This is a genomic window from Pseudomonas sp. R151218B TE3479 (assembly GCF_053629195.1).
Genome location: NZ_JBRJHV010000001.1, coordinates 1,096,727 through 1,115,738, shown reverse-complemented (window position 1 = coordinate 1,115,738; position 19,012 = coordinate 1,096,727). Strand labels below are relative to the sequence as shown.

The window sequence follows — 19,012 nt, the reverse complement described above, 5'->3', positions numbered from 1 at the left end:
AAAGGCCGGGCGCTTTTCTTGGCAATCTTACTTATCGTCAGTTTCGCCCGGAACATTAGCGGTTTCGGACGGGGTGCCCTCAACTTCTTCCTTCATCCGCTTGAGTCCCATGTGGCGCACATCGGTGCCGCGCACCAGGTAGATGACAAGTTCCGAGATGTTGCGCGCATGATCGCCGATCCGCTCCAGAGAACGCAGCACCCAGATAATGCTCAACACCCGGGAAATGGAGCGTGGGTCTTCCATCATGTAGGTCGCCAGCTCGCGCAGGGCGGTCTTGTATTCGCGGTCGATGATCTTGTCGTACTGAGCCACCGACAACGCCAGGTCGGCGTCGAAGCGGGCGAAGGCGTCCAGCGCATCGCGGACCATGTTGCGCACCTGGTCGCCGATGTGACGAACCTCGACATAACCGCGCGGCGCCTCGCCCTCTTCGCACAACTGAATGGCACGACGGGCGATCTTGGTGGCTTCGTCGCCGATCCGCTCAAGGTCGATCACCGACTTGGAGATGCTGATGATCAGGCGCAGGTCGGACGCAGCCGGCTGACGACGGGCCAGGATACGCAGGCACTCCTCGTCGATGTTGCGTTCCATCTGGTTGATCTGGTCATCGATTTCGCGCACCTGCTGGGCCAGGCCGGAGTCGGCCTCGATCAGTGCGGTCACCGCGTCGTTGACCTGCTTTTCCACCAGCCCGCCCATGGCCAGCAAGTGACTGCGCACTTCCTCCAGCTCGGCGTTGAACTGTGCGGAAATGTGGTGAGTAAGGCCTTCCTTCGAAATCATCTTGTTCGCTCCGCGAAAGTTGCAAGCTTCAAGCTGCAAGCTTCAAGCAGTTAAATGTTGATCCTGATAACGCAGTGCGCGCCTCGACTAGCCGTAACGACCAGTGATGTAGTCTTCGGTCTGTTTCTTCGCCGGATTGGTGAACAGTGTATCGGTATCGCCGAATTCCACCAGTTTGCCCATGTACATGAACGCGGTGTAGTCGGAAACCCGCGCCGCCTGTTGCATGTTGTGGGTCACGATGACGATGGTGAACTTGGACTTGAGCTCGTAGATAAGCTCTTCGACTTTCAGCGTCGAGATCGGGTCGAGGGCCGAGCAGGGTTCGTCGAGCAGCAGCACTTCCGGTTCCACGGCGATGGTGCGGGCGATCACCAGACGTTGCTGCTGGCCGCCGGACAGACCGAGGGCCGACTCATGCAGACGGTCCTTGACCTCATCCCACAGCGCGGCGCCCTTGAGGGCCCATTCCACGGCTTCGTCGAGGATGCGCTTCTTGTTGATGCCCTGGATGCGCAAGCCGTAGACCACATTCTCGTAGATGGTTTTCGGGAACGGGTTCGGCTTCTGGAACACCATGCCGACGCGACGGCGCAGCTCGGCCACGTCTTCGCCCTTGCGATAGATGTTGTTGCCGTAGAGGTTGATTTCACCTTCGACGCGGCAGCCATCCACCAGGTCGTTCATGCGGTTGAAGGTGCGCAGCAAGGTTGACTTGCCGCAGCCCGATGGACCGATGAACGCGGTGACGCGCTGTTTCGGGATATTCAGGCTGACGTCATACAGCGCCTGCTTCTCGCCGTAGAACAGGTTCAGGCCGGGTACTTCGATGGCGACGGTTTCCTGCGCCAGATCCAGGCTCTGCTTGTCGCGGCCCAAGGCCGACATGTTGATGCCGTGTGTATGTGCTTCGTGTTGCATGGGAGGCTCCCTGTGCTAACAAATTCGGTTCGGAACGCCCGTGTGGCGGCCCCATGAAATTCCAGTGAACGCCGATCAGTGTGGGAGCGAGCTTGCTCGCGAAGGGGCCCTCGAGGCCGTCAGAAGCTTCGCGAGCAATTTCGCTCCCACAGACCATTAACTATCCAGTGCTTTGTACTTCTCGCGCAGGTGGTTACGGATCCACACGGCCGACAGGTTGAGCGTGGCGATCACCAGCACCAGCAGCAGCGCCGTGGCATAGACCAGCGGTCGCGCCGCTTCGACGTTCGGGCTCTGGAAACCGACGTCATAGATATGGAAGCCCAGGTGCATGATCTTCTGGTCCAGGTGCAGGTACGGGTAATTGCCGTCCAGCGGCAGCGACGGGGCCAGTTTCACCACGCCCACCAGCATCAACGGTGCCACTTCACCCGCGGCACGGGCCACGGCGAGGATCATCCCGGTCATCATCGCCGGGCTGGCCATGGGCAGGACGATTTTCCACAGGGTCTCGGCCTTGGTCGCGCCGAGGGCCAGGGAGCCTTCGCGCACGGTCCGCGGGATTCGCGCCAGGCCTTCTTCGGTAGCCACGATCACCACCGGCACCGCCAGCAGCGCCAGGGTCAGGGACGCCCAGAGCAAGCCCGGGGTGCCGAAGGTCGGTGCCGGCAGGGCTTCGGGGAAGAACAAGCGATCGACCGAACCACCCAGCACGTAGACGAAGAAGCCCAGGCCGAACACGCCGTAAACAATCGCTGGAACACCCGCGAGGTTGTTCACCGCGATGCGGATCAGGCGGGTCATCGGGCCCTGGCGGGCGTATTCACGCAGGTAGACCGCCGCCAGCACGCCGAACGGCGTCACGATCATTGCCATGATCAGGGTCATCATCACGGTGCCGAAAATCGCCGGGAAGATGCCGCCTTCGGTGTTGGCTTCACGGGGGTCATCGCTGAGGAATTCCCAGACCTTGCTGAAGTAGAAACCCAGCTTGGTGAACGTGCCCATGCCGTTTGGCTGGTAGGCGTGCACCACTTTGCCGATTTCGATCTCCACTTCCTTGCCGTTGGCATCGCGGGCCGTCAGGCTGTCGCGGTTGAACTGCGCGTGAAGGTCGGCCAGGCGCGCTTCGATGTCCTTGTAACGGGCGTTGAGTTCGGCGCGCTCGCTTTCCAGATCGGCCTGGGCCGAAGCATCGAGTTTGCCGTCCAGCTCCAGCTTGCGACCGTGCAGGCGGATACGCTCCAGGCCGGCGTTGATGGCGCCGATGTCGACTTTTTCCAGGGTCTTGAGTTCGGCGGCCAACTGGTTGACCCGCTGTACGCGAGCCTGCAGTTGCGGCCAGGCCGCTTCGCCCTCGGCGATGACCTTGCCGCCTTCCTTGACGTTGACCAGGTAACCGTAGAAGTTGCCCCACTCACGACGCTCGATGGCCATCAGTTCCGGCGGCGTGGTCTGGTTGGTCAGCCAATCGCCGACGATCCAGGTAAAGTCCGTGCCGTTCAGGTCTCGGTTGCCGACCTTGATCAGTTCGCGGGTCATGAACTCGGGGCCTTCGTCCGGCACCGGCAGGCCGGCGCTTTTCAGGCGCTCGCGAGGTACTTCTTCTTTCTGCACCACTTCGCCGACCACCAGGTGCGCAGGCATGCCCGGCACGTTGTAGTTGGCGTGGATCAGGTCCGCCGGCCAGAAGTGGCCCAGGCCGCGCACAGCGATCACCGCCAGCAGGCCAATGGTCATGATGACCGCGATGGACACCGCGCCACCGCTGATCCAGACGCCGGGGGCGCCGCTCTTGAACCATCCTTTCAGGGAGTTCTGTTTCACAGACTTCTACCTTTCTTAAAGCGACGAATATTTCTTGCGCAGACGCTGACGGATCAGCTCGGCGAGGGTGTTCATGACGAAGGTGAACAACAGCAACACCAGGGCCGACAGGAACAGCACGCGGTAATGGCTGCCGCCGACTTCCGACTCGGGCATCTCCACCGCCACGTTGGCCGCCAGGGTGCGCAGGCCTTCGAACAGGTTCATTTCCATGACCGGCGTGTTACCGGTGGCCATCAGCACGATCATGGTCTCGCCCACCGCACGGCCCATGCCGATCATCAACGCCGAGAAGATGCCCGGGCTGGCGGTGAGGATCACTACGCGGGTCATGGTCTGCCACGGCGTGGCACCGAGGGCCAGGGAGCCCAGGGTCAGGCCGCGCGGCACGCTGAACACGGCGTCTTCGGCGATGGAATAGATGTTCGGGATCACCGCGAAGCCCATCGCCAGGCCAACCACCAGGGCGTTGCGCTGGTCGTAGGTGATGCCCAGGTCATGGGAAATCCACATGCGCATGTCGCCGCCGAAGAACCAGGCTTCCATGTACGGGCTCATGTACAGCGAGAGCCAGCCTACGAACAGGATGACCGGGATCAGCAAGGCGCTTTCCCAGCCGTCCGGCACTCTCAAGCGAATGGATTCCGGCAGGCGGCTGAAGGCGAAACCGGTGACCAGGATGCCGATCGGCAGCAACATCAGCAGGCTGAAGATACCCGGCAGGTGCCCTTCGACATACGGCGCCAGGAACAGGCCGGCGAAGAAACCGAGGATCACCGTCGGCATCGCCTCCATCAACTCGATCACCGGCTTGACCTTGCGGCGCATGCCCGGGGCCATGAAGTAGGCGGTGTAGATCGCTGCGGCAACCGCCAGCGGCGCGGCCAGCAGCATCGCGTAGAACGCCGCCTTCAGGGTACCGAAGGTCAGCGGCGAGAGGCTCAGCTTGGGTTCGAAGTCGGTGTTGGCGGCGGTCGATTGCCAGACATACTTAGGTTCGTCGTAGTTTTCGTACCAGACCTTGCTCCACAACGCGCTCCACGACACTTCCGGGTGCGGGTTGTCCAGCGTCAACGGTTGCAGCTTGCCGCCCTGTTCGACGATCAGGCGGTTAGCCCGTGGCGACATGCCGAACAGGCCCTGGCCGTCGACCACCTGGTCCACCAGCAGGGTGCGGTGGGCGGTGCTGTGGAACACACCCAGCTTGCCGGCGGCGTCGAGCGCCACGAAGCCTTTGCGGCGCTCTTCGGCGCTGATCTCGACGATGGGCGCGCTGCTCATCTGGAAGGTACGAATCTGTTTGAAACGCAGCTCACCGTCTGGATCCCGGGCCATGAACCATTGGGCGAGGCCGCCTTTGGAGTCGCCGATGATCAGCGAGATCCCGCCCACCAACTGGGTGGCGGCGGTGACTTGGGCGTCGGCGTTTTCCAGCAGTTTGTAACGGCCGTTGAGGCTCTTGTCCCGCAGGCTGAACACATCGGCCTGGGCACGCCCGTTGACCACATACAGCCATTGCTGGCGCGGGTCGACGAAGATGTTCTTCACCGTCTCGGTCATCTGCGGCAGGTCGATACGGGTCTGCTCGCTGGTGACTTCACCGGTCATCATGTTTTCTTCGCTGGTGAGCGACAGCACTTGCAGCTGGGCGCCACTGGAGCCGGCCAACAGCAGGGTCGAATCCGTGGCGTTGAGGCTGACATGCTCCAAGGCCGCGCCCTGTTCGTTCAAGGCGATCGGCGACTCACCGTAAGGGTATTCGACGGCGGGCGAGATGGTTTTCTTGCCGTCCGGGTAGGTGACCTTATAAGTGTGGCGGAACACCAAGGCTTGGCCGTTGGACAGACCGATCGCCACCAATGGGCTGCCGGGCTGGTCTTCGCCAATGGCGGTCACGCTGGCGCCGGCCGGGATCGGCAGGTCGACACGGCGCAGTTCGGCGCCACTGCTAACGTCGAAAAACAGCGCCTGGCCCTTGTCGGAAACCCGCATGGCGACCTGGTTCTGTTCTTCGATAGAGATCATCAGCGGTTTGCCGGCGTCTTGCATCCAGGCCGGGGTGATCGAGTCCTTGGCAGTCAGGTCCGCGCCTTGGAACAAGGGCAGCACCACGTAGGCCAGGAAGAAGAAAATCAGCGTAATGGCCGCCAGGACGGCGAGGCCGCCGACCAGCACGTACCAGCGGGTCAGGCGATCCTTGAGCGCGCGGATGCGGCGCTTGCGTTGCAACTCAGGCGTATTGAAATCAATGCGCTTGGGAGGGGAAGTCGTAGTCATTGTGGAGTTGGCCAGATCATTCATGCGCACACCCTAGCGATCCTGTATGACAGAAAGATGACAGTGAAGTGACGCAACAAATCCGCCGCCAGCTAGAAGCGGCAGCGGACGGAAAATTCGTGTCTGTGGGAGCGGGCTTGCTCGCGAAGGGGCCAGCACATTCGACATGGATGCCGACTGATCCACCGCATTCGCGAGCAAGCCCGCTCCCACAGAGAGCCCGGGCATTGGCCCGGGCTCAGGTATTACTGCTTGGCGACGTTGCCGCCTTCCTGCAGACCCAGGTCAGCCAGTGCCTTGGCGGCGACTTTGGCAGGTACCGGGATGTAGCCGTCCTTGACCACGACTTCCTGGCCTTGCTTGGACAGGATCAGCTTCACGAACTCGGCTTCCAGCGGGGCCAGAGGCTTGTTCGGGGCCTTGTTGACGTAGACGTAGAGGAAGCGCGACAGCGGGTACTTGCCGTTCAGGGCGTTTTCTTCGGTGTCTTCAACGAACTCGCCGCCTTCTTTCTTGGCCAGGGCAACGGTTTTCACGCTGGCGGTCTTGTAGCCGATACCCGAGTAGCCGATGCCGTTAAGCGAGCTGCTGATCGACTGCACAACCGAAGCCGAACCCGGCTGTTCGTTGACGTTTGGCTTGTAGTCGCCTTTGCACAAGGCTTCTTCCTTGAAGTAGCCGTAGGTGCCGGACACCGAGTTACGACCGAACAGTTGGACCGGCTTGTTGGCCAGGTCGCCGGTCACGCCCAGGTCGCCCCAGGTCTTGACGTCAGCCTTGGCGCCGCACAGGCGAGTCGAGGAGAAAATGGCGTCGACCTGAGCCATGGTCAGGTGCTTGATCGGGTTGTCCTTGTGCACGAATACGGCCAGGGCGTCCACGGCAACCGGGATAGCGGTTGGCTTGTAGCCGTACTTCTGTTCGAAGGCCTGCAGTTCGTTGTCCTTCATCTTGCGGCTCATCGGGCCCAGGTTGGCGGTGCCTTCGGTGAGCGCGGGCGGCGCGGTGGAGGAGCCGGCGGCCTGAATCTGGATGTTTACGTTCGGGTATTCTTTCTTGTAGTTCTCGGCCCACAAGGTCATCAGGTTGGCCAGGGTATCGGAGCCGACGCTGGAGAGGTTACCCGACACACCAGTGGTCTTGGTGTAACTCGGGATCGCAGGGTCAACAGCGGCAACCGCGTTGGCAGTCGCAACGCCAGCAGCGACAAATGTCATTGCCGCCATCAAACGCTTCAGTTTCATGCCTTACTCCTAGCAGATAGGTGTGTTAAGTCGGCCAAGTATTGGTAAGCCGTGTGAACACTCTATGGCTGAAATATGACAATTGGATGAAAGGCCAGCATTGAGTTTTACAGGATGATTCATGCCGCCCCAATCGCGAGCAAGCTCGCTCCCACAGGGGGTTTGCGGTGAACGCAGCCCTCTGTGGGAGCGAGCTTGCTCGCGATGAAGCCCGTGCAGTCAGCGAAAGATTCGGACCTAGCGCCCCTTCTTCCAGAGATAACCGCCCACCGCAATCCCTACCCCGCAAATGATCGCCACGTAATACGCCGGCCCCATCGGACTCTCTTTCAACAGCAAGGTCACGATCATCGGCGTCAACCCGCCGAAGATCGCGTAGGCCAGGTTGTAGGAAAAAGACAGGCCGCTGAAGCGCACCACAGCCGGGAAGGCATTGACCATGACATAGGGCACCGCGCCGATGGTGCCCACCAGCAAGCCACTCAAGGCATAGAGCGGAAACAGCCACTCGGGGTGGTCGAACAGGCAATGGTAGAAGGTCCAGAACGTGATCATCAGCAAACCGCTGCCGAAGACAAACACCCGACCGGCACCGAAACGGTCGGCCAGCACACCCGCACCGATGCAACCGAAACTCAGGAACACGATCGCCAGGCTGTTGGCCTGCAATGCGATGGTCGGGCTGAAGTGGTACACCGTCTGCAGCACGGTCGGCGTCATCAGGATGACCACGATGACGCCGGCCGACAGCAGCCAGGTCAGCAGCATGGAAATGGCGATGGCACCGCGATGATCACGTAGCACGGCCCGCAGCGGCACTTCCACGGCCAGGGCCTTGCGCAGTTGCAGCTCAGCGAACACCGGGGTTTCGTGCAGCCAGCGCCGCAGGTACACCGAAAACAGCCCGAACACGCCACCCAGCAGGAACGGAATCCGCCAGGCGTAATCGGCCACTTCCACCGGCGTATAAAAGCTATTGATGGCCGTGGCGACCAACGAGCCCAACAAGATCCCCGCCGTCAGGCCACAAGTCAGGGTGCCGCAGGCATAGCCGATGTGGCGCGCCGGAACGTGTTCGGAAACGAATACCCAGGCGCCCGGCACTTCCCCGCCGATGGCCGCGCCTTGGATTACCCGCATCAGCAACAGCAGGATGGGCGCCCACATGCCGATCTGCGCATAGGTGGGCAACAGACCCATGATCAGGGTCGGCACAGCCATCATGAAAATGCTCAGGGTGAACATTTTCTTGCGTCCCAGCAGGTCGCCGAAGTGGGCCATGATGATCCCGCCCAGCGGCCGGGCCAGGTAACCGGCGGCAAAAATGCCGAAGGTCTGCATCAGACGCAGCCACTCAGGCATTTCGGCAGGAAAGAACAATTTGCCGACCACGGTGGCGAAGAATACGAAAATGATGAAGTCGTAGAACTCCAGCGCACCGCCCAACGCTGAAAGCGACAGGGTCTTGTAATCGTTGCGGGTCAGTGGACGTGCTGGTTGTGCGGGCGTCGCCGTGCTCGAAGGCGCAGTGGTCATGGCAAGGGCTTCTCTTATAGTCGATTCTGCAACCCTGGCGACACGGGTTGGGGCCTGGGCAGGTCCGGCACGATAGCAAATTGTTCGAAAAAGCACATAGAGGCGCGTATTTGATAGTCGAAATCAGAACCGAGTGGTCGTCTCGACGTCTATCGCCCGATATACTCGCAACCTTGCAGTACTCTGTAAGGGGTTGCTGTGCGAAAACGTCGTTGGTGGCGTAGTACCAGAACCAGCCGGTTTCGCAGAGTTTCCCTTTGGCACGCCTTTACAAAAAACGTGACGAACGCAGTATGTTCGGGCTGAATCGTTTTTTTCAAAGACGGCTATTCACCTGAAGTACCAGACAGCGTTACGGGTCAGAGGCCCCCCCGGCATGATAGAGCTCGAACAAGAAGATCCAATCCCGCAAGGCGACCTGGCCCTGCAAATCACCGCGCTCCCTCGCGAGACCAACGGCTTCGGCGATATTTTCGGTGGCTGGCTGGTGTCCCAGATGGACCTGGCCGGCACCGCCATGGCCAGCAAAGTGGCCGGTGGACGCGTGGCCACCGTGGCGATCGATCGCATGGCGTTCCTGGTGCCGGTGGCGGTGGGTGCGCAGCTGTCGTTCTATACCCAGGCGCTGGAAATCGGCCGCAGCTCGATCCAGATGATGGTCGAGGTCTGGAGCGACGACCCGCTGTCCAGTGAATGGCGCAAGGTGACCGAAGCGGTCTTTGTCTTTGTCGCCATCGACGGCAGCGGTCGTACCCGCTCGGTTCCGCCGCGCGCCCGTTAAACACGACGGCCGTTTTGCGGTCCATTGCAGTCCCTGTTCCCGAGCGAGATTTGCAACATGCCTACGCCCAATGTCGAAGCGGTCAAACTGGATGAACTGAACGCCTGGCGTATCCATCACGGTCAGGCCGAGTTGCTGGTGGCCCAGCAAGGCGCGCACATCCTCAGTTATCAAGTGGACGGCCAGCCGCCACTGATCTGGCTCAACGACCAGGCCACGTTCAAGGCCGGCAAAAGCATCCGCGCGGGCGTGCCGGTGTGCTGGCCGTGGTTCGGCAACCTGACCCGCAACCCCGACAGCGTACAGGCCATGCGCGTGACCAATGACCCGGCCACGGCCCATGGCCTGGTACGGGCGATGGATTGGGAGTTGAAGGGCATCGAAACCGAAGGCGAAAGCCTCAAGGTGGAATTCGTGCTGCCCTACCCTGAAAACGGCCTCTCGGGCTGGCCTCACCAGGTGGACCTGACGCTGACCATCGTGATGGACGAGCAATTGCACATCCGCCTCACCAGTCATAACCGTGGCAGCGAAACCGTCAGCCTCAGCCAGGCGCTGCACAGCTACTTCGCCGTGAGCGACGTGCGCAACGTGCAGGTCGAAGGAGTGGATGGCTTGAGCTACATCGAGACCCTGGACGACTGGAACACCCACACCCAGGCCGGCGACCTGAAGTTTGCCAGCGAGACCGACCGCATCTACCTCGATACCCCACCGACGCTGAGCATCATCGACCCGCACTGGGCACGACGGATCGAACTGACCAGCAGCGGTTCGCGCTCGGCGGTGATCTGGAATCCCTGGACCGAACGCGCCAAGGCCTTCAGCGACATGGCTGACGATGGCTGGCAGCGCATGTTGTGCATCGAGACGGCGAATGTGATGGACGATGTGGTGACGTTGTTGCCCGAGGCCAGCCATACCCTTGGCGTGAGCATCCGCAGCAAGCCGCTCTGAGCCAACACAAAAAACCTGTGGGAGCGAGCTTGCTCGCGATAGCGGTGTATCAGTCAACGCAGATGTTGTCTGTCGGTCCGCTATCGCGAGCAAGCTCGCTCCACATTAGATCCATGCCAAATTTACTGACACCTATAAATCCGCCTCCTGCACCACCCTCACCTTCTCCGCGTCCAGCGCATACGCCGCACTCGCCAGGTCGTTGTCGACCTTTTCGATCTTCAGCGTGCCCGTCACCCAGAGTGGCGTGTAGATGTCGTCGAGCTTCAGACCCTTGGGATAGCGCACCAGCACCAGTTGGTTAGGCGGCGGTGGCGGGACGTGGATGCAGGCGCCAGGGTAGGGCACCAGGAAAAACAGCGTACTGCGGCCCTTCGCGTCGGTTTCCAGCGGCACCGGGTAACCGCCGATGCGGATGTGCTTATCGTTCATCGCCGCCACGGTCTTGGTCGAGTACATCACCGCCGGCAAGCCCTTGCTTTGTTTCAGGCCGCCTTTTTCGGTGAAGGTGCCGTTGGCTTCCGGGGAGTTGTGGTCGATCTCGGGCATGGCCTCGAGGGCTTTCTGGTCCGACTTGGGCATCAATTCGAGCCAGTCGGTTTCCGGCAGCTCGGCGGCATGGGCCAGGCCACTGCCCAGCAGAAGAAGGGTCAATACTAGACGGCGCATGAAAGGGCTCGGCAATGAATGAAAAGTGAAACGCCGAGCATTCTAGCCCCCTCTGCTCGCCACGCGGAGAGGGCCTTGCTGCATTTGGATCAGTTTCTTTTGATCAGGCCGTAGATCACCAGCAACACGATCGCGCCCACCAGGGCACCGATGAAACCTGCGCCTTGACCGGCCTGGTAGATGCCCAGGGCCTGGCCGCCGTAAGTGGCTGCCAACGAACCGCCGATACCGAGCAGGATGGTCATGATCCAGCCCATGCTGTCATCGCCCGGTTTCAGGAAGCGCGCCAGCAGGCCTACGATCAAGCCGATAAAGATGGTTCCGATGATTCCCATGGCATTTCCCCTCTCATTGAGTCGCTAAACCAAAGCCCGGTCAGGCTTTGGCACTTAGCCATGAGAGAGATTAGCCGACGAATGGTTCCACCGTCGTTCCAGATTATTGCTCGGCGATCAGCGTCTCGACCTTGATGATCTGCTGGGCCAGCGTGGCCCGGTCAGCGCAGCGCAAGTTGGCGTGACCGACCTTGCGCCCGACCTTGAACGCCTTGCCATAGTGATGCAAATGGCAGTCGGCAATCGCCAGGACCTTGTCGCTGTCCGGGACTTTGCCGATGAAATTGAGCATCGCGCTTTCACCGACCTTGGCGGTCGACCCCAGCGGCAGCCCGGCCACCGCCCGCAGGTGGTTTTCGAACTGGCTGCACTCGGCGCCCTCGGTGGTCCAGTGTCCGGAGTTGTGTACCCGCGGGGCGATTTCGTTGGCCTTGAGGCCGCCGTCCACTTCGAAGAACTCGAACGCCATCACGCCGACATAGTCCAGTTGCTTGAGCACCCGGCTGGAGTAGTCCTCGGCCAGGGCCTGCAACGGATGATCGGTGCTGGCGACGGACAGCTTGAGGATGCCGTCCTTGTGGGTGTTGTGCACCAGCGGATAGAAGCGGATTTCACCGTCGCGGGCACGCACGGCGATCAGCGAGACTTCCCCGGTGAACGGCACGAAACCTTCCAGCAGGCAGGCCACGCTGCCAAGCTCGGCAAACGTACCGACCACGTCGTCAGGCTTGCGCAAGACTTTCTGGCCCTTGCCGTCGTAACCCAGGGTACGGGTCTTGAGCACGGCGGGCAGGCCGATGGCGGCAACCGCGGCGTCCAGGTCGGCCTGGGACTGGATGTCGGCGAAGGCCGGCGTGGGGATGCCCAGGTCCTTGAACATGTTCTTTTCGAACCAGCGGTCACGGGCGATCCGCAAGGCTTCGGCGCTCGGGTAGACCGGGACGAACTGGGACAGGAAGGCCACGGTTTCGGCCGGGACGCTTTCGAATTCGAAGGTCACCAGGTCGACTTCATCGGCCAATTGGCGCAGGTGATCCTGGTCGCCGTAGTCGGCCCGCAGGTGTTCACCCAGCGCCGCGGCACAGGCGTCAGGCGCCGGGTCCAGGAAAGCGAAGTTCATCCCCAGCGGCGTACCTGCCAGGGCCAACATGCGACCCAACTGGCCGCCACCGATTACACCGATCTTCATTCGTCAACAACCTCAGGCAATGCGTGGGTCTGGATTGTCCAGGACGCTGTCTGTCTGCTCAGCGCGGAATTTTTTCAGCACGGTATGGAACTGTGGATGCTTGGCGCCCAGGATGCTCGCCGACAGCAGGGCCGCGTTGATCGCGCCGGCCTTGCCGATGGCCAGGGTCGCGACCGGGATACCGGCCGGCATCTGCACGATCGACAGCAACGAGTCGACGCCCGAGAGCATCGACGACTGGACCGGCACGCCCAGCACCGGCAGGTGGGTCTTGGCCGCGCACATGCCCGGCAAGTGGGCCGCGCCACCGGCACCGGCGATGATCACCTCGATGCCACGTGCCTCGGCCTCTTCGGCGTACTGGAACAGCAGGTCCGGGGTACGGTGGGCAGAGACCACTTTCACCTCGTAAGGGATGCCGAGCTTTTCCAGCATATCGGCGGTGTGGCTAAGGGTGGACCAATCGGACTTGGAGCCCATGATCACGCCAACCAGTGCACTCATCGTCGTGCCTCTTCTCTCTGGGCGCCCGCAGGCGCGTCAAAAAACAACAAGCCACGCAGGAAACCGGCGTGGCTTGTTGTACGAATGATGGCCGGGCGAACCGACCGAAGGCCGGGCAGTATACCGAAAATGGTGCGTTAAACGCACTTTCGCCGACCATCTGTCATTTGGGCTGAAGTGGCGGTTTTATTGACTCGCAGGTCAGCGAGGGAACAGCATAAATCCCCTGTGGGAGCGAGCTTGCTCGCGATAGCGGCAGGTCAGTCAATGCAACGGTGAATGTCAGGTCGCCATCGCGAGCAAGCTCGCTCCCACAAGGGCTCTGCGTCGTTTTCAGGATCCGATGGCGCCCTGCGCCGCGCCGCCTTCGAGCTTGCGCCACAGCAACCGCACATTGGCCTTGCGCACCAGGGCGCAGCGGTACAGGCGGATCTCCAGGGGCACGTGCCATTGTGTGCCACCGCAGATCACCAGTTCGCCCCGGGCCAATTCGGCGCGTACGCTCAGGTGCGGCACCCAGGCGATGCCCAGGCCTTCCAAGGCCATGCTTTTCAGGCTGTCGGCCATGGCCGTCTCGTAGATCGTGGTAAACCGCAGCGCCCGCTGGCGCAACAACTGGTTGACCGAACGCCCCAGGAACGCCCCGGCGCTGTAGGCCAGCAGCGGCACGCTGGATTCGCCTTCAAGGTCGAACAGCGGGTTGCCGCTGGCATCGGCGGCGCACACCGGGAGCATTTCGGTCTGGCCCAGGTGCAGTGACGGGAAGATCTCCGGGTCCATTTGCATGGCCGAATCCGGATCGTAGAAGGCCAGCATCAAATCGCAGCCACCTTCACGCAGGGCGTGGACAGCGTCGCCGACGTTGGTCGCCACCAGCCGCGTGGCGATGTTCATCCCTTCGTTGCGCAGTTGCGCGATCCAGCGTGGGAAGAAACCCAGCGCCAGGGAGTGGGCGGCGGCCACCTGGATGACTTCGCCCTGCCCGCCTTCCAAGTGATGCAAATGACGCAGCACTTCGCCCAATTGCTCCACCACCGTACGCGCCGTCACCAGGAACAACTGCCCCGCCGCCGTCAGCTCGACGGGCGTACGGGAACGGTTGACCAGGGTCAGCCCCAGCGCGGCCTCAAGGCTGCGAATTCGCCGGCTGAATGCCGGTTGTGTCACGAAACGCCGCTCGGCCGCCTGGGAGAAACTGCGGGTCGCGGCCAGGGCACTGAAGTCCTCAAGCCACTTGCTTTCAAGATTCATCACGTCCTCCCCTACACGCACCAAAACAGGTCACACGTTCGCCGCACCGTCGGCGTCACACCGGCATTATGCCGAATATGCATAGGCCAGTGTTTAACAGCATTGGCCCTATTTTTCCTCAGAGCCTAGGATCCACAGCGTTCCGGCTCAGACCGGGTCCTTATCGAGATGATTTCCGTCATGTCCTCCGCTGCATCATTCCGCACAGAAAAAGACCTGCTTGGCGTACTCGAAGTACCAGCGCAAGCGTATTACGGCATCCAGACCCTACGAGCGGTAAACAACTTCCGTCTCTCCGGCGTCCCGATCTCGCATTACCCCAAGCTGGTGGTCGGTCTGGCAATGGTCAAACAGGCCGCCGCCGACGCCAACCGCGAACTGGGGCAGCTCAGCGAAGCCAAGCACGCCGCCATCAGCGAAGCCTGTGCACGATTGATCCGCGGCGACTTCCACGAAGAGTTCGTGGTGGACATGATCCAGGGCGGCGCCGGCACGTCGACCAACATGAATGCCAACGAAGTCATCGCCAACATCGCGCTGGAGGCCATGGGTCACCAGAAAGGCGAGTACCAGTACCTGCACCCCAACAACGACGTGAACATGGCGCAGTCCACCAACGACGCCTACCCGACCGCGATCCGCCTGGGTCTGCTGCTGGGTCACGACGCGTTGCTGGCCAGCCTCGACAGCCTGATCCAGGCGTTCGCCGCCAAGGGCGAAGAGTTCAGCCACGTCCTGAAAATGGGCCGCACCCAGCTGCAGGATGCCGTGCCGATGACCCTCGGCCAGGAATTCCGCGCCTTCGCCACCACCCTGAGCGAAGACCTGGCGCGCCTGAAAACCCTGGCGCCTGAACTGCTCACCGAAGTGAACCTGGGCGGCACCGCCATCGGCACCGGCATCAACGCCGACCCGCGCTACCAGGCCCTGGCCGTACAGCGCCTGGCGACCATCAGTGGCCAGCCGCTGGTTCCGGCCGCCGACCTGATCGAAGCCACCTCCGACATGGGCGCCTTCGTGCTGTTCTCCGGCATGCTCAAGCGCACCGCGGTCAAGCTGTCGAAGATCTGCAACGACCTGCGCCTGCTGTCCAGCGGCCCACGCACCGGCATCAACGAAATCAACCTGCCTGCCCGCCAGCCAGGCAGCTCGATCATGCCCGGCAAGGTTAACCCGGTGATCCCGGAAGCGGTCAACCAGGTGGCGTTCCAAATCATCGGCAACGACCTGGCCCTGACCATCGCGGCCGAAGGCGGCCAACTGCAACTGAACGTGATGGAGCCGCTGATCGCTTTCAAGATCTTCGACTCGATCCGCCTGCTGCAACGGGCCATGGACATGCTGCGCGAGCACTGCATCGTCGGCATCACCGCCAACGAAGCGCGCTGCCGTGAACTGGTCGAGCACTCGATCGGCCTGGTCACCGCCCTGAACCCGTACATCGGCTATGAAAACGCCACCCGCATCGCCCGTGTTGCCCTGGAAAGTGGCCGCGGCGTGCTGGAACTGGTGCGCGAAGAAGGCTTGCTCGACGACGCCATGCTCGACGACATCCTGCGCCCGGAAAACATGATTGCTCCGCGTCTGGTCCCGCTCAAAGCGTGATCGACACGGCCACCGCTCACCAGGTCGAGGGACTAGACACCTCTCACCTTTTGAGGGCTTGGGGATCTTCCCCAAGCCCTTTTTTTAATGGATAGCAGCCAGAGATGACCGAATCTGTGGGAAGGAACCTGCTCGCGATAAACGACGACACGCTGCCCGTTGTAAACCGTGTCGCCAGCCAACGCGAGCAGGCTCGCCCCCACAAGAACCTGACCGTAAGGCCAGGTGTTCCAAAGGGTCCGTTTCGTCGGACGCACCACAACTGTGCAGACGGGCACCGCACTGATAGGTATAGTGCCGCCCCTCTTCGCATGAGCGGTCGTCCGCAACGAGACCCTTAAACATGCGAAAACCGAACTAATAACAAACCCGCGAAAATGGACCGGGACGAAACTTCGCCTCATCTGTCGGGCCGCGCGCCGACCGGTGTAACGCGATGTTTCCAAATGGCCAGCATTTGCTTAAACAAAAAACAGCGAGGAATACTCATGCTCGAAGTCATCAACGACTTCCTATCAGGGAAAGTGCTGATCGTGCTCATTGTCGGGCTCGGTGGCTACTTCACGATCCGCTCGCGTTTCGTCCAGTTCCGTCACTTCTTCCACATGTTCACGGTGTTCCGTGACAGCCTGAAAAGCAGCACTGACCAGCTCAGTTCCTTCCAGGCCCTGATGCTCAGCCTGGCCGGCCGTGTCGGCGCGGGCAACATCGCCGGTGTCGGCATCGCCGTGACCCTCGGCGGCCCCGGTGCGGTGTTCTGGATGTGGGTAACCGCCCTGGTCGGTATGTCCAGCAGCTTCTTCGAGTGCTCCCTCGGCCAGCTCTACAAGCGCTGCGACTCCGAAGGCCAGTACCGTGGCGGCCCGTCCTATTACATCCAGCATGGCCTGCAGAAACGCTGGTTGGGCATGATCATGGCGTTCCTGCTGCTGGTCACCTTCGGCTTCGCCTTCAACGGCCTGCAAGCCCACGCGGTGACCCATTCCCTGAACAACGCTTTCGGCTTTGACACCACCTATACCGGCCTCGGCCTGGCGGTGCTGCTGGGCCTGGTGTTCATCGGCGGCATCAAGCGCATCGCCAAGGTTGCCGACCTGCTGGTACCGGTCAAGACCCTGGCGTACATCGCCGTGACCCTCTATGTGATCGTGCTGCAGTTCGAACATGTACCGGGCATGCTGGCGACCATCGTCAAGAGCGCCTTCGGTCTGGACCAAGCTTTCGGCGGCCTGATCGGCAGCGCCATCGTCATGGGCGTCAAGCGTGGCGTATTCGCCAACGAAGCCGGCCTGGGCAGTGCGCCTAACGTCGCCGCCGTCGCGTCGGTCGAGCACCCGGTCGCCCAGGGCGTGGTCCAGGCGTTCAGCGTGTTCCTGGACACCTTCGTGATCTGCACCTGCACCGCGTTGCTGATCCTGCTGTCGGGTTTCTACACCCCGGGCTTCGAAGGCGACGGCATTGCCCTGACCCAGAACTCCCTGGCAGCCGTCGTGGGTGACTGGGGCCGGATATTCATCTCCGTGGCCCTGTCGTTGTTCGTGTTCACCTCGATCCTCTACAACTACTACCTGGGCGAGAACAACCTGCGCTTCATGATCGGTGACAATCGCAAGGTCCTGATGGGCTACCGCGCGCTGGTCCTGGTCCTGATTTTCTGGGGCGCCATCGAAAACCTCGGCACCGTGTTCGCCTTCGCCGACATCACCATGACCCTGCTGGCGTTCGTGAACCTGATCGCGCTGTTCCTGCTGTTCAAGGTCGGCATGCGCATCCTGCGTGACTACGATGACCAGCGTTCGGCCGGCATCAAGGTTCCGGTCTTCGACTCCAGCAAGTTCCCGGACCTGGACCTGGACCGCAAGGCCTGGCCTGCCAACCCGTCGGCACCTGTTGCCCAGCCTGACGCCGCTTCGGCTGGCGTGACCGCAGCGCAACGCTGATCGGTAACAAGCTGTCTGGAAAAAACCGGACGCATCCCCTGCGTCCGGCGTGACACAACCTAAGGTCGGCGTCATGCTCGGCCTTATGTTGTGGCGGCTGACCCAAGCTGCCGTTTTCGTCCTCGGAGAACAACCATGAATTCCTCGACCTACCCTGCCGCCCAGCACGTCATGGTGCTCTATACCGGCGGCACCATCGGCATGCAGGCCAGCGCCCACGGCCTGGCCCCGGCATCCGGTTTCGAAGCACGGATGCGCGATTACCTGCACAGCCAACCCGAACTCGTCGTGCCGCAATGGCGCTTCCGGGAAATGTCGCCGTTGATCGACAGCGCCAACATGACCCCAGCCTATTGGCAGCAACTGCGCGAAGCGGTGGTCGATGCCGTGGACGTGCAGGGCTGCGACAGCGTACTGATCCTGCACGGCACCGACACCCTGGCCTACAGCGCGGCGGCGATGAGCTTCCAACTGCTGGGCCTGCATGCGCGGGTCTGCTTCACCGGCTCGATGTTGCCCGCCGGCGTGGCCGACAGCGACGCTTGGGAAAACCTCAGCGGCGCCCTGGTCGCCCTCGGCCAGGGCTTGGCGCCGGGCGTGCACTTGTACTTCCACGGTGAGCTGCTGGCGCCGACCCGTTGCGCGAAGGTGCGCAGCTTCGGTCGCCACCCGTTCAAGCGCCTGGAACGCCAGGGCGGCGGCACCCCAGCGCCGACCCTGCCAGTGCAGTTGAACTACAACCAGCCCAAGCAACTGGCGAACATCGCGGCGCTGCCGCTGTTTCCCGGCATCAGCGCGCAGATCCTCGATGGCCTGCTGGGCAGCGGTATCCAGGGCCTGGTCCTGGAATGCTACGGCAGCGGCACCGGGCCGAGCGACAACCCGGCCTTCCTCGCCAGCCTCGAGCGGGCGCGGGACAGCGGCGTGGTGGTCGTAGCGGTGACCCAATGCCACGAAGGTGGCGTCGAGCTGGACGTGTATGAAGCCGGCAGTCGCTTGCGTGGCGTCGGCGTGCTGTCCGGCGGCGGCATGACCCGCGAGGCCGCGTTCGGCAAATTGCAGGCGTTGATCGGCGCGGGCCTGCCGGTGCAAGAGGTTCGGCGGCTGGTAGAGCTGGATCTGTGCGGCGAGCTTATCTGATACCCGGCAATCCCTGTGGGAGCGAGCTTGCTCGCGATAGCGGGCTG

16 protein-coding genes are annotated in these 19,012 nt (G+C 61.9%); 5 read left to right on the top strand and 11 right to left on the bottom strand.

Going from position 1 to position 19,012, the window contains the following annotated elements; all coding sequences use genetic code 11:
* Positions 1-27 precede the first annotated feature (27 nt).
* From phoU to AB7M32_RS05060, 6 genes are all read right to left on the bottom strand, one after another.
* The gene (gene phoU, locus AB7M32_RS05085; RefSeq protein WP_030139132.1) at positions 28-789 is read right to left on the bottom strand and encodes a phosphate signaling complex protein PhoU; all 762 of its coding nucleotides are present in this window, start codon (positions 787-789) and stop codon (positions 28-30) included.
* An 87-nt stretch (positions 790-876) separates the two neighbouring features.
* Positions 877-1,710 (bottom strand): phosphate ABC transporter ATP-binding protein PstB, encoded by an 834-nt coding sequence (gene pstB, locus AB7M32_RS05080; protein WP_072411200.1) that lies wholly within the window; start codon positions 1,708-1,710, stop codon positions 877-879.
* Between the two features lie 156 nt (positions 1,711-1,866).
* The gene (gene pstA / locus AB7M32_RS05075) at positions 1,867-3,537 is read right to left on the bottom strand and encodes a phosphate ABC transporter permease PstA (RefSeq protein WP_060739810.1); all 1,671 of its coding nucleotides are present in this window, start codon (positions 3,535-3,537) and stop codon (positions 1,867-1,869) included.
* Positions 3,538-3,552: 15 nt separating this feature from the next.
* A complete protein-coding gene (locus AB7M32_RS05070) occupies positions 3,553-5,586 on the bottom strand; it encodes an ABC transporter permease subunit (RefSeq protein ID WP_454252101.1) in 2,034 nt (677 codons plus the stop codon).
* Positions 5,587-6,059: 473 nt separating this feature from the next.
* Entirely contained in the window at positions 6,060-7,058 is a 999-nt protein-coding gene (locus tag AB7M32_RS05065; RefSeq protein WP_092333675.1) for a phosphate ABC transporter substrate-binding protein PstS, read from the bottom strand.
* Between the two features lie 237 nt (positions 7,059-7,295).
* On the bottom strand, positions 7,296-8,594 hold the full coding sequence (locus AB7M32_RS05060) for an MFS transporter (protein WP_454249262.1): 1,299 nt from the start codon (positions 8,592-8,594) through the stop codon (positions 7,296-7,298).
* Between the two features lie 376 nt (positions 8,595-8,970).
* Between AB7M32_RS05060 and AB7M32_RS05055 the strand changes: the two genes are divergently transcribed.
* Positions 8,971-9,375: an acyl-CoA thioesterase gene (locus AB7M32_RS05055; protein ID WP_003177184.1), complete on the top strand. Its 405-nt coding sequence runs from the start codon at positions 8,971-8,973 to the stop codon at positions 9,373-9,375.
* A 57-nt stretch (positions 9,376-9,432) separates the two neighbouring features.
* Entirely contained in the window at positions 9,433-10,332 is a 900-nt protein-coding gene (locus tag AB7M32_RS05050) for a D-hexose-6-phosphate mutarotase (RefSeq protein ID WP_454249261.1), read from the top strand.
* Positions 10,333-10,464: 132 nt separating this feature from the next.
* Here AB7M32_RS05050 and AB7M32_RS05045 read toward each other — a convergent pair whose 3' ends face one another.
* From AB7M32_RS05045 to AB7M32_RS05025, 5 genes are all read right to left on the bottom strand, one after another.
* On the bottom strand, positions 10,465-11,001 hold the full coding sequence (locus tag AB7M32_RS05045; protein ID WP_072411192.1) for a DUF3299 domain-containing protein: 537 nt from the start codon (positions 10,999-11,001) through the stop codon (positions 10,465-10,467).
* 89 nt (positions 11,002-11,090) lie between these two features.
* Positions 11,091-11,336, bottom strand: coding sequence for a GlsB/YeaQ/YmgE family stress response membrane protein (locus AB7M32_RS05040; RefSeq protein WP_003187057.1), 246 nt, complete (start codon positions 11,334-11,336; stop codon positions 11,091-11,093).
* 103 nt (positions 11,337-11,439) lie between these two features.
* Entirely contained in the window at positions 11,440-12,525 is a 1,086-nt protein-coding gene (locus tag AB7M32_RS05035) for a 5-(carboxyamino)imidazole ribonucleotide synthase (RefSeq protein WP_454249260.1), read from the bottom strand.
* Between the two features lie 12 nt (positions 12,526-12,537).
* Positions 12,538-13,029 carry a 5-(carboxyamino)imidazole ribonucleotide mutase gene (gene purE, locus AB7M32_RS05030; RefSeq protein ID WP_003196369.1) on the bottom strand — a complete coding sequence of 164 codons (492 nt, stop codon included), beginning with the start codon at positions 13,027-13,029 and terminating at the stop codon, positions 12,538-12,540.
* A gap of 333 nt (positions 13,030-13,362) precedes the next feature.
* Complete coding sequence (locus AB7M32_RS05025; RefSeq protein ID WP_092167681.1) at positions 13,363-14,280, bottom strand: LysR substrate-binding domain-containing protein; 918 nt, start codon at positions 14,278-14,280, stop codon at positions 13,363-13,365.
* 180 nt (positions 14,281-14,460) lie between these two features.
* On the opposite strand from AB7M32_RS05025, the gene aspA reads away from it, so the two are divergent.
* The 3 genes from aspA (at position 14,461) to AB7M32_RS05010 (ending at position 18,965) form a co-directional block, all read left to right on the top strand.
* Complete coding sequence (gene aspA / locus AB7M32_RS05020) at positions 14,461-15,885, top strand: aspartate ammonia-lyase (protein ID WP_003196363.1); 1,425 nt, start codon at positions 14,461-14,463, stop codon at positions 15,883-15,885.
* A 488-nt stretch (positions 15,886-16,373) separates the two neighbouring features.
* Complete coding sequence (locus tag AB7M32_RS05015; RefSeq protein ID WP_072411186.1) at positions 16,374-17,825, top strand: alanine/glycine:cation symporter family protein; 1,452 nt, start codon at positions 16,374-16,376, stop codon at positions 17,823-17,825.
* Between the two features lie 135 nt (positions 17,826-17,960).
* Positions 17,961-18,965, top strand: coding sequence for an asparaginase (locus tag AB7M32_RS05010; RefSeq protein WP_454249259.1), 1,005 nt, complete (start codon positions 17,961-17,963; stop codon positions 18,963-18,965).
* Positions 18,966-19,012 lie beyond the last annotated feature (47 nt).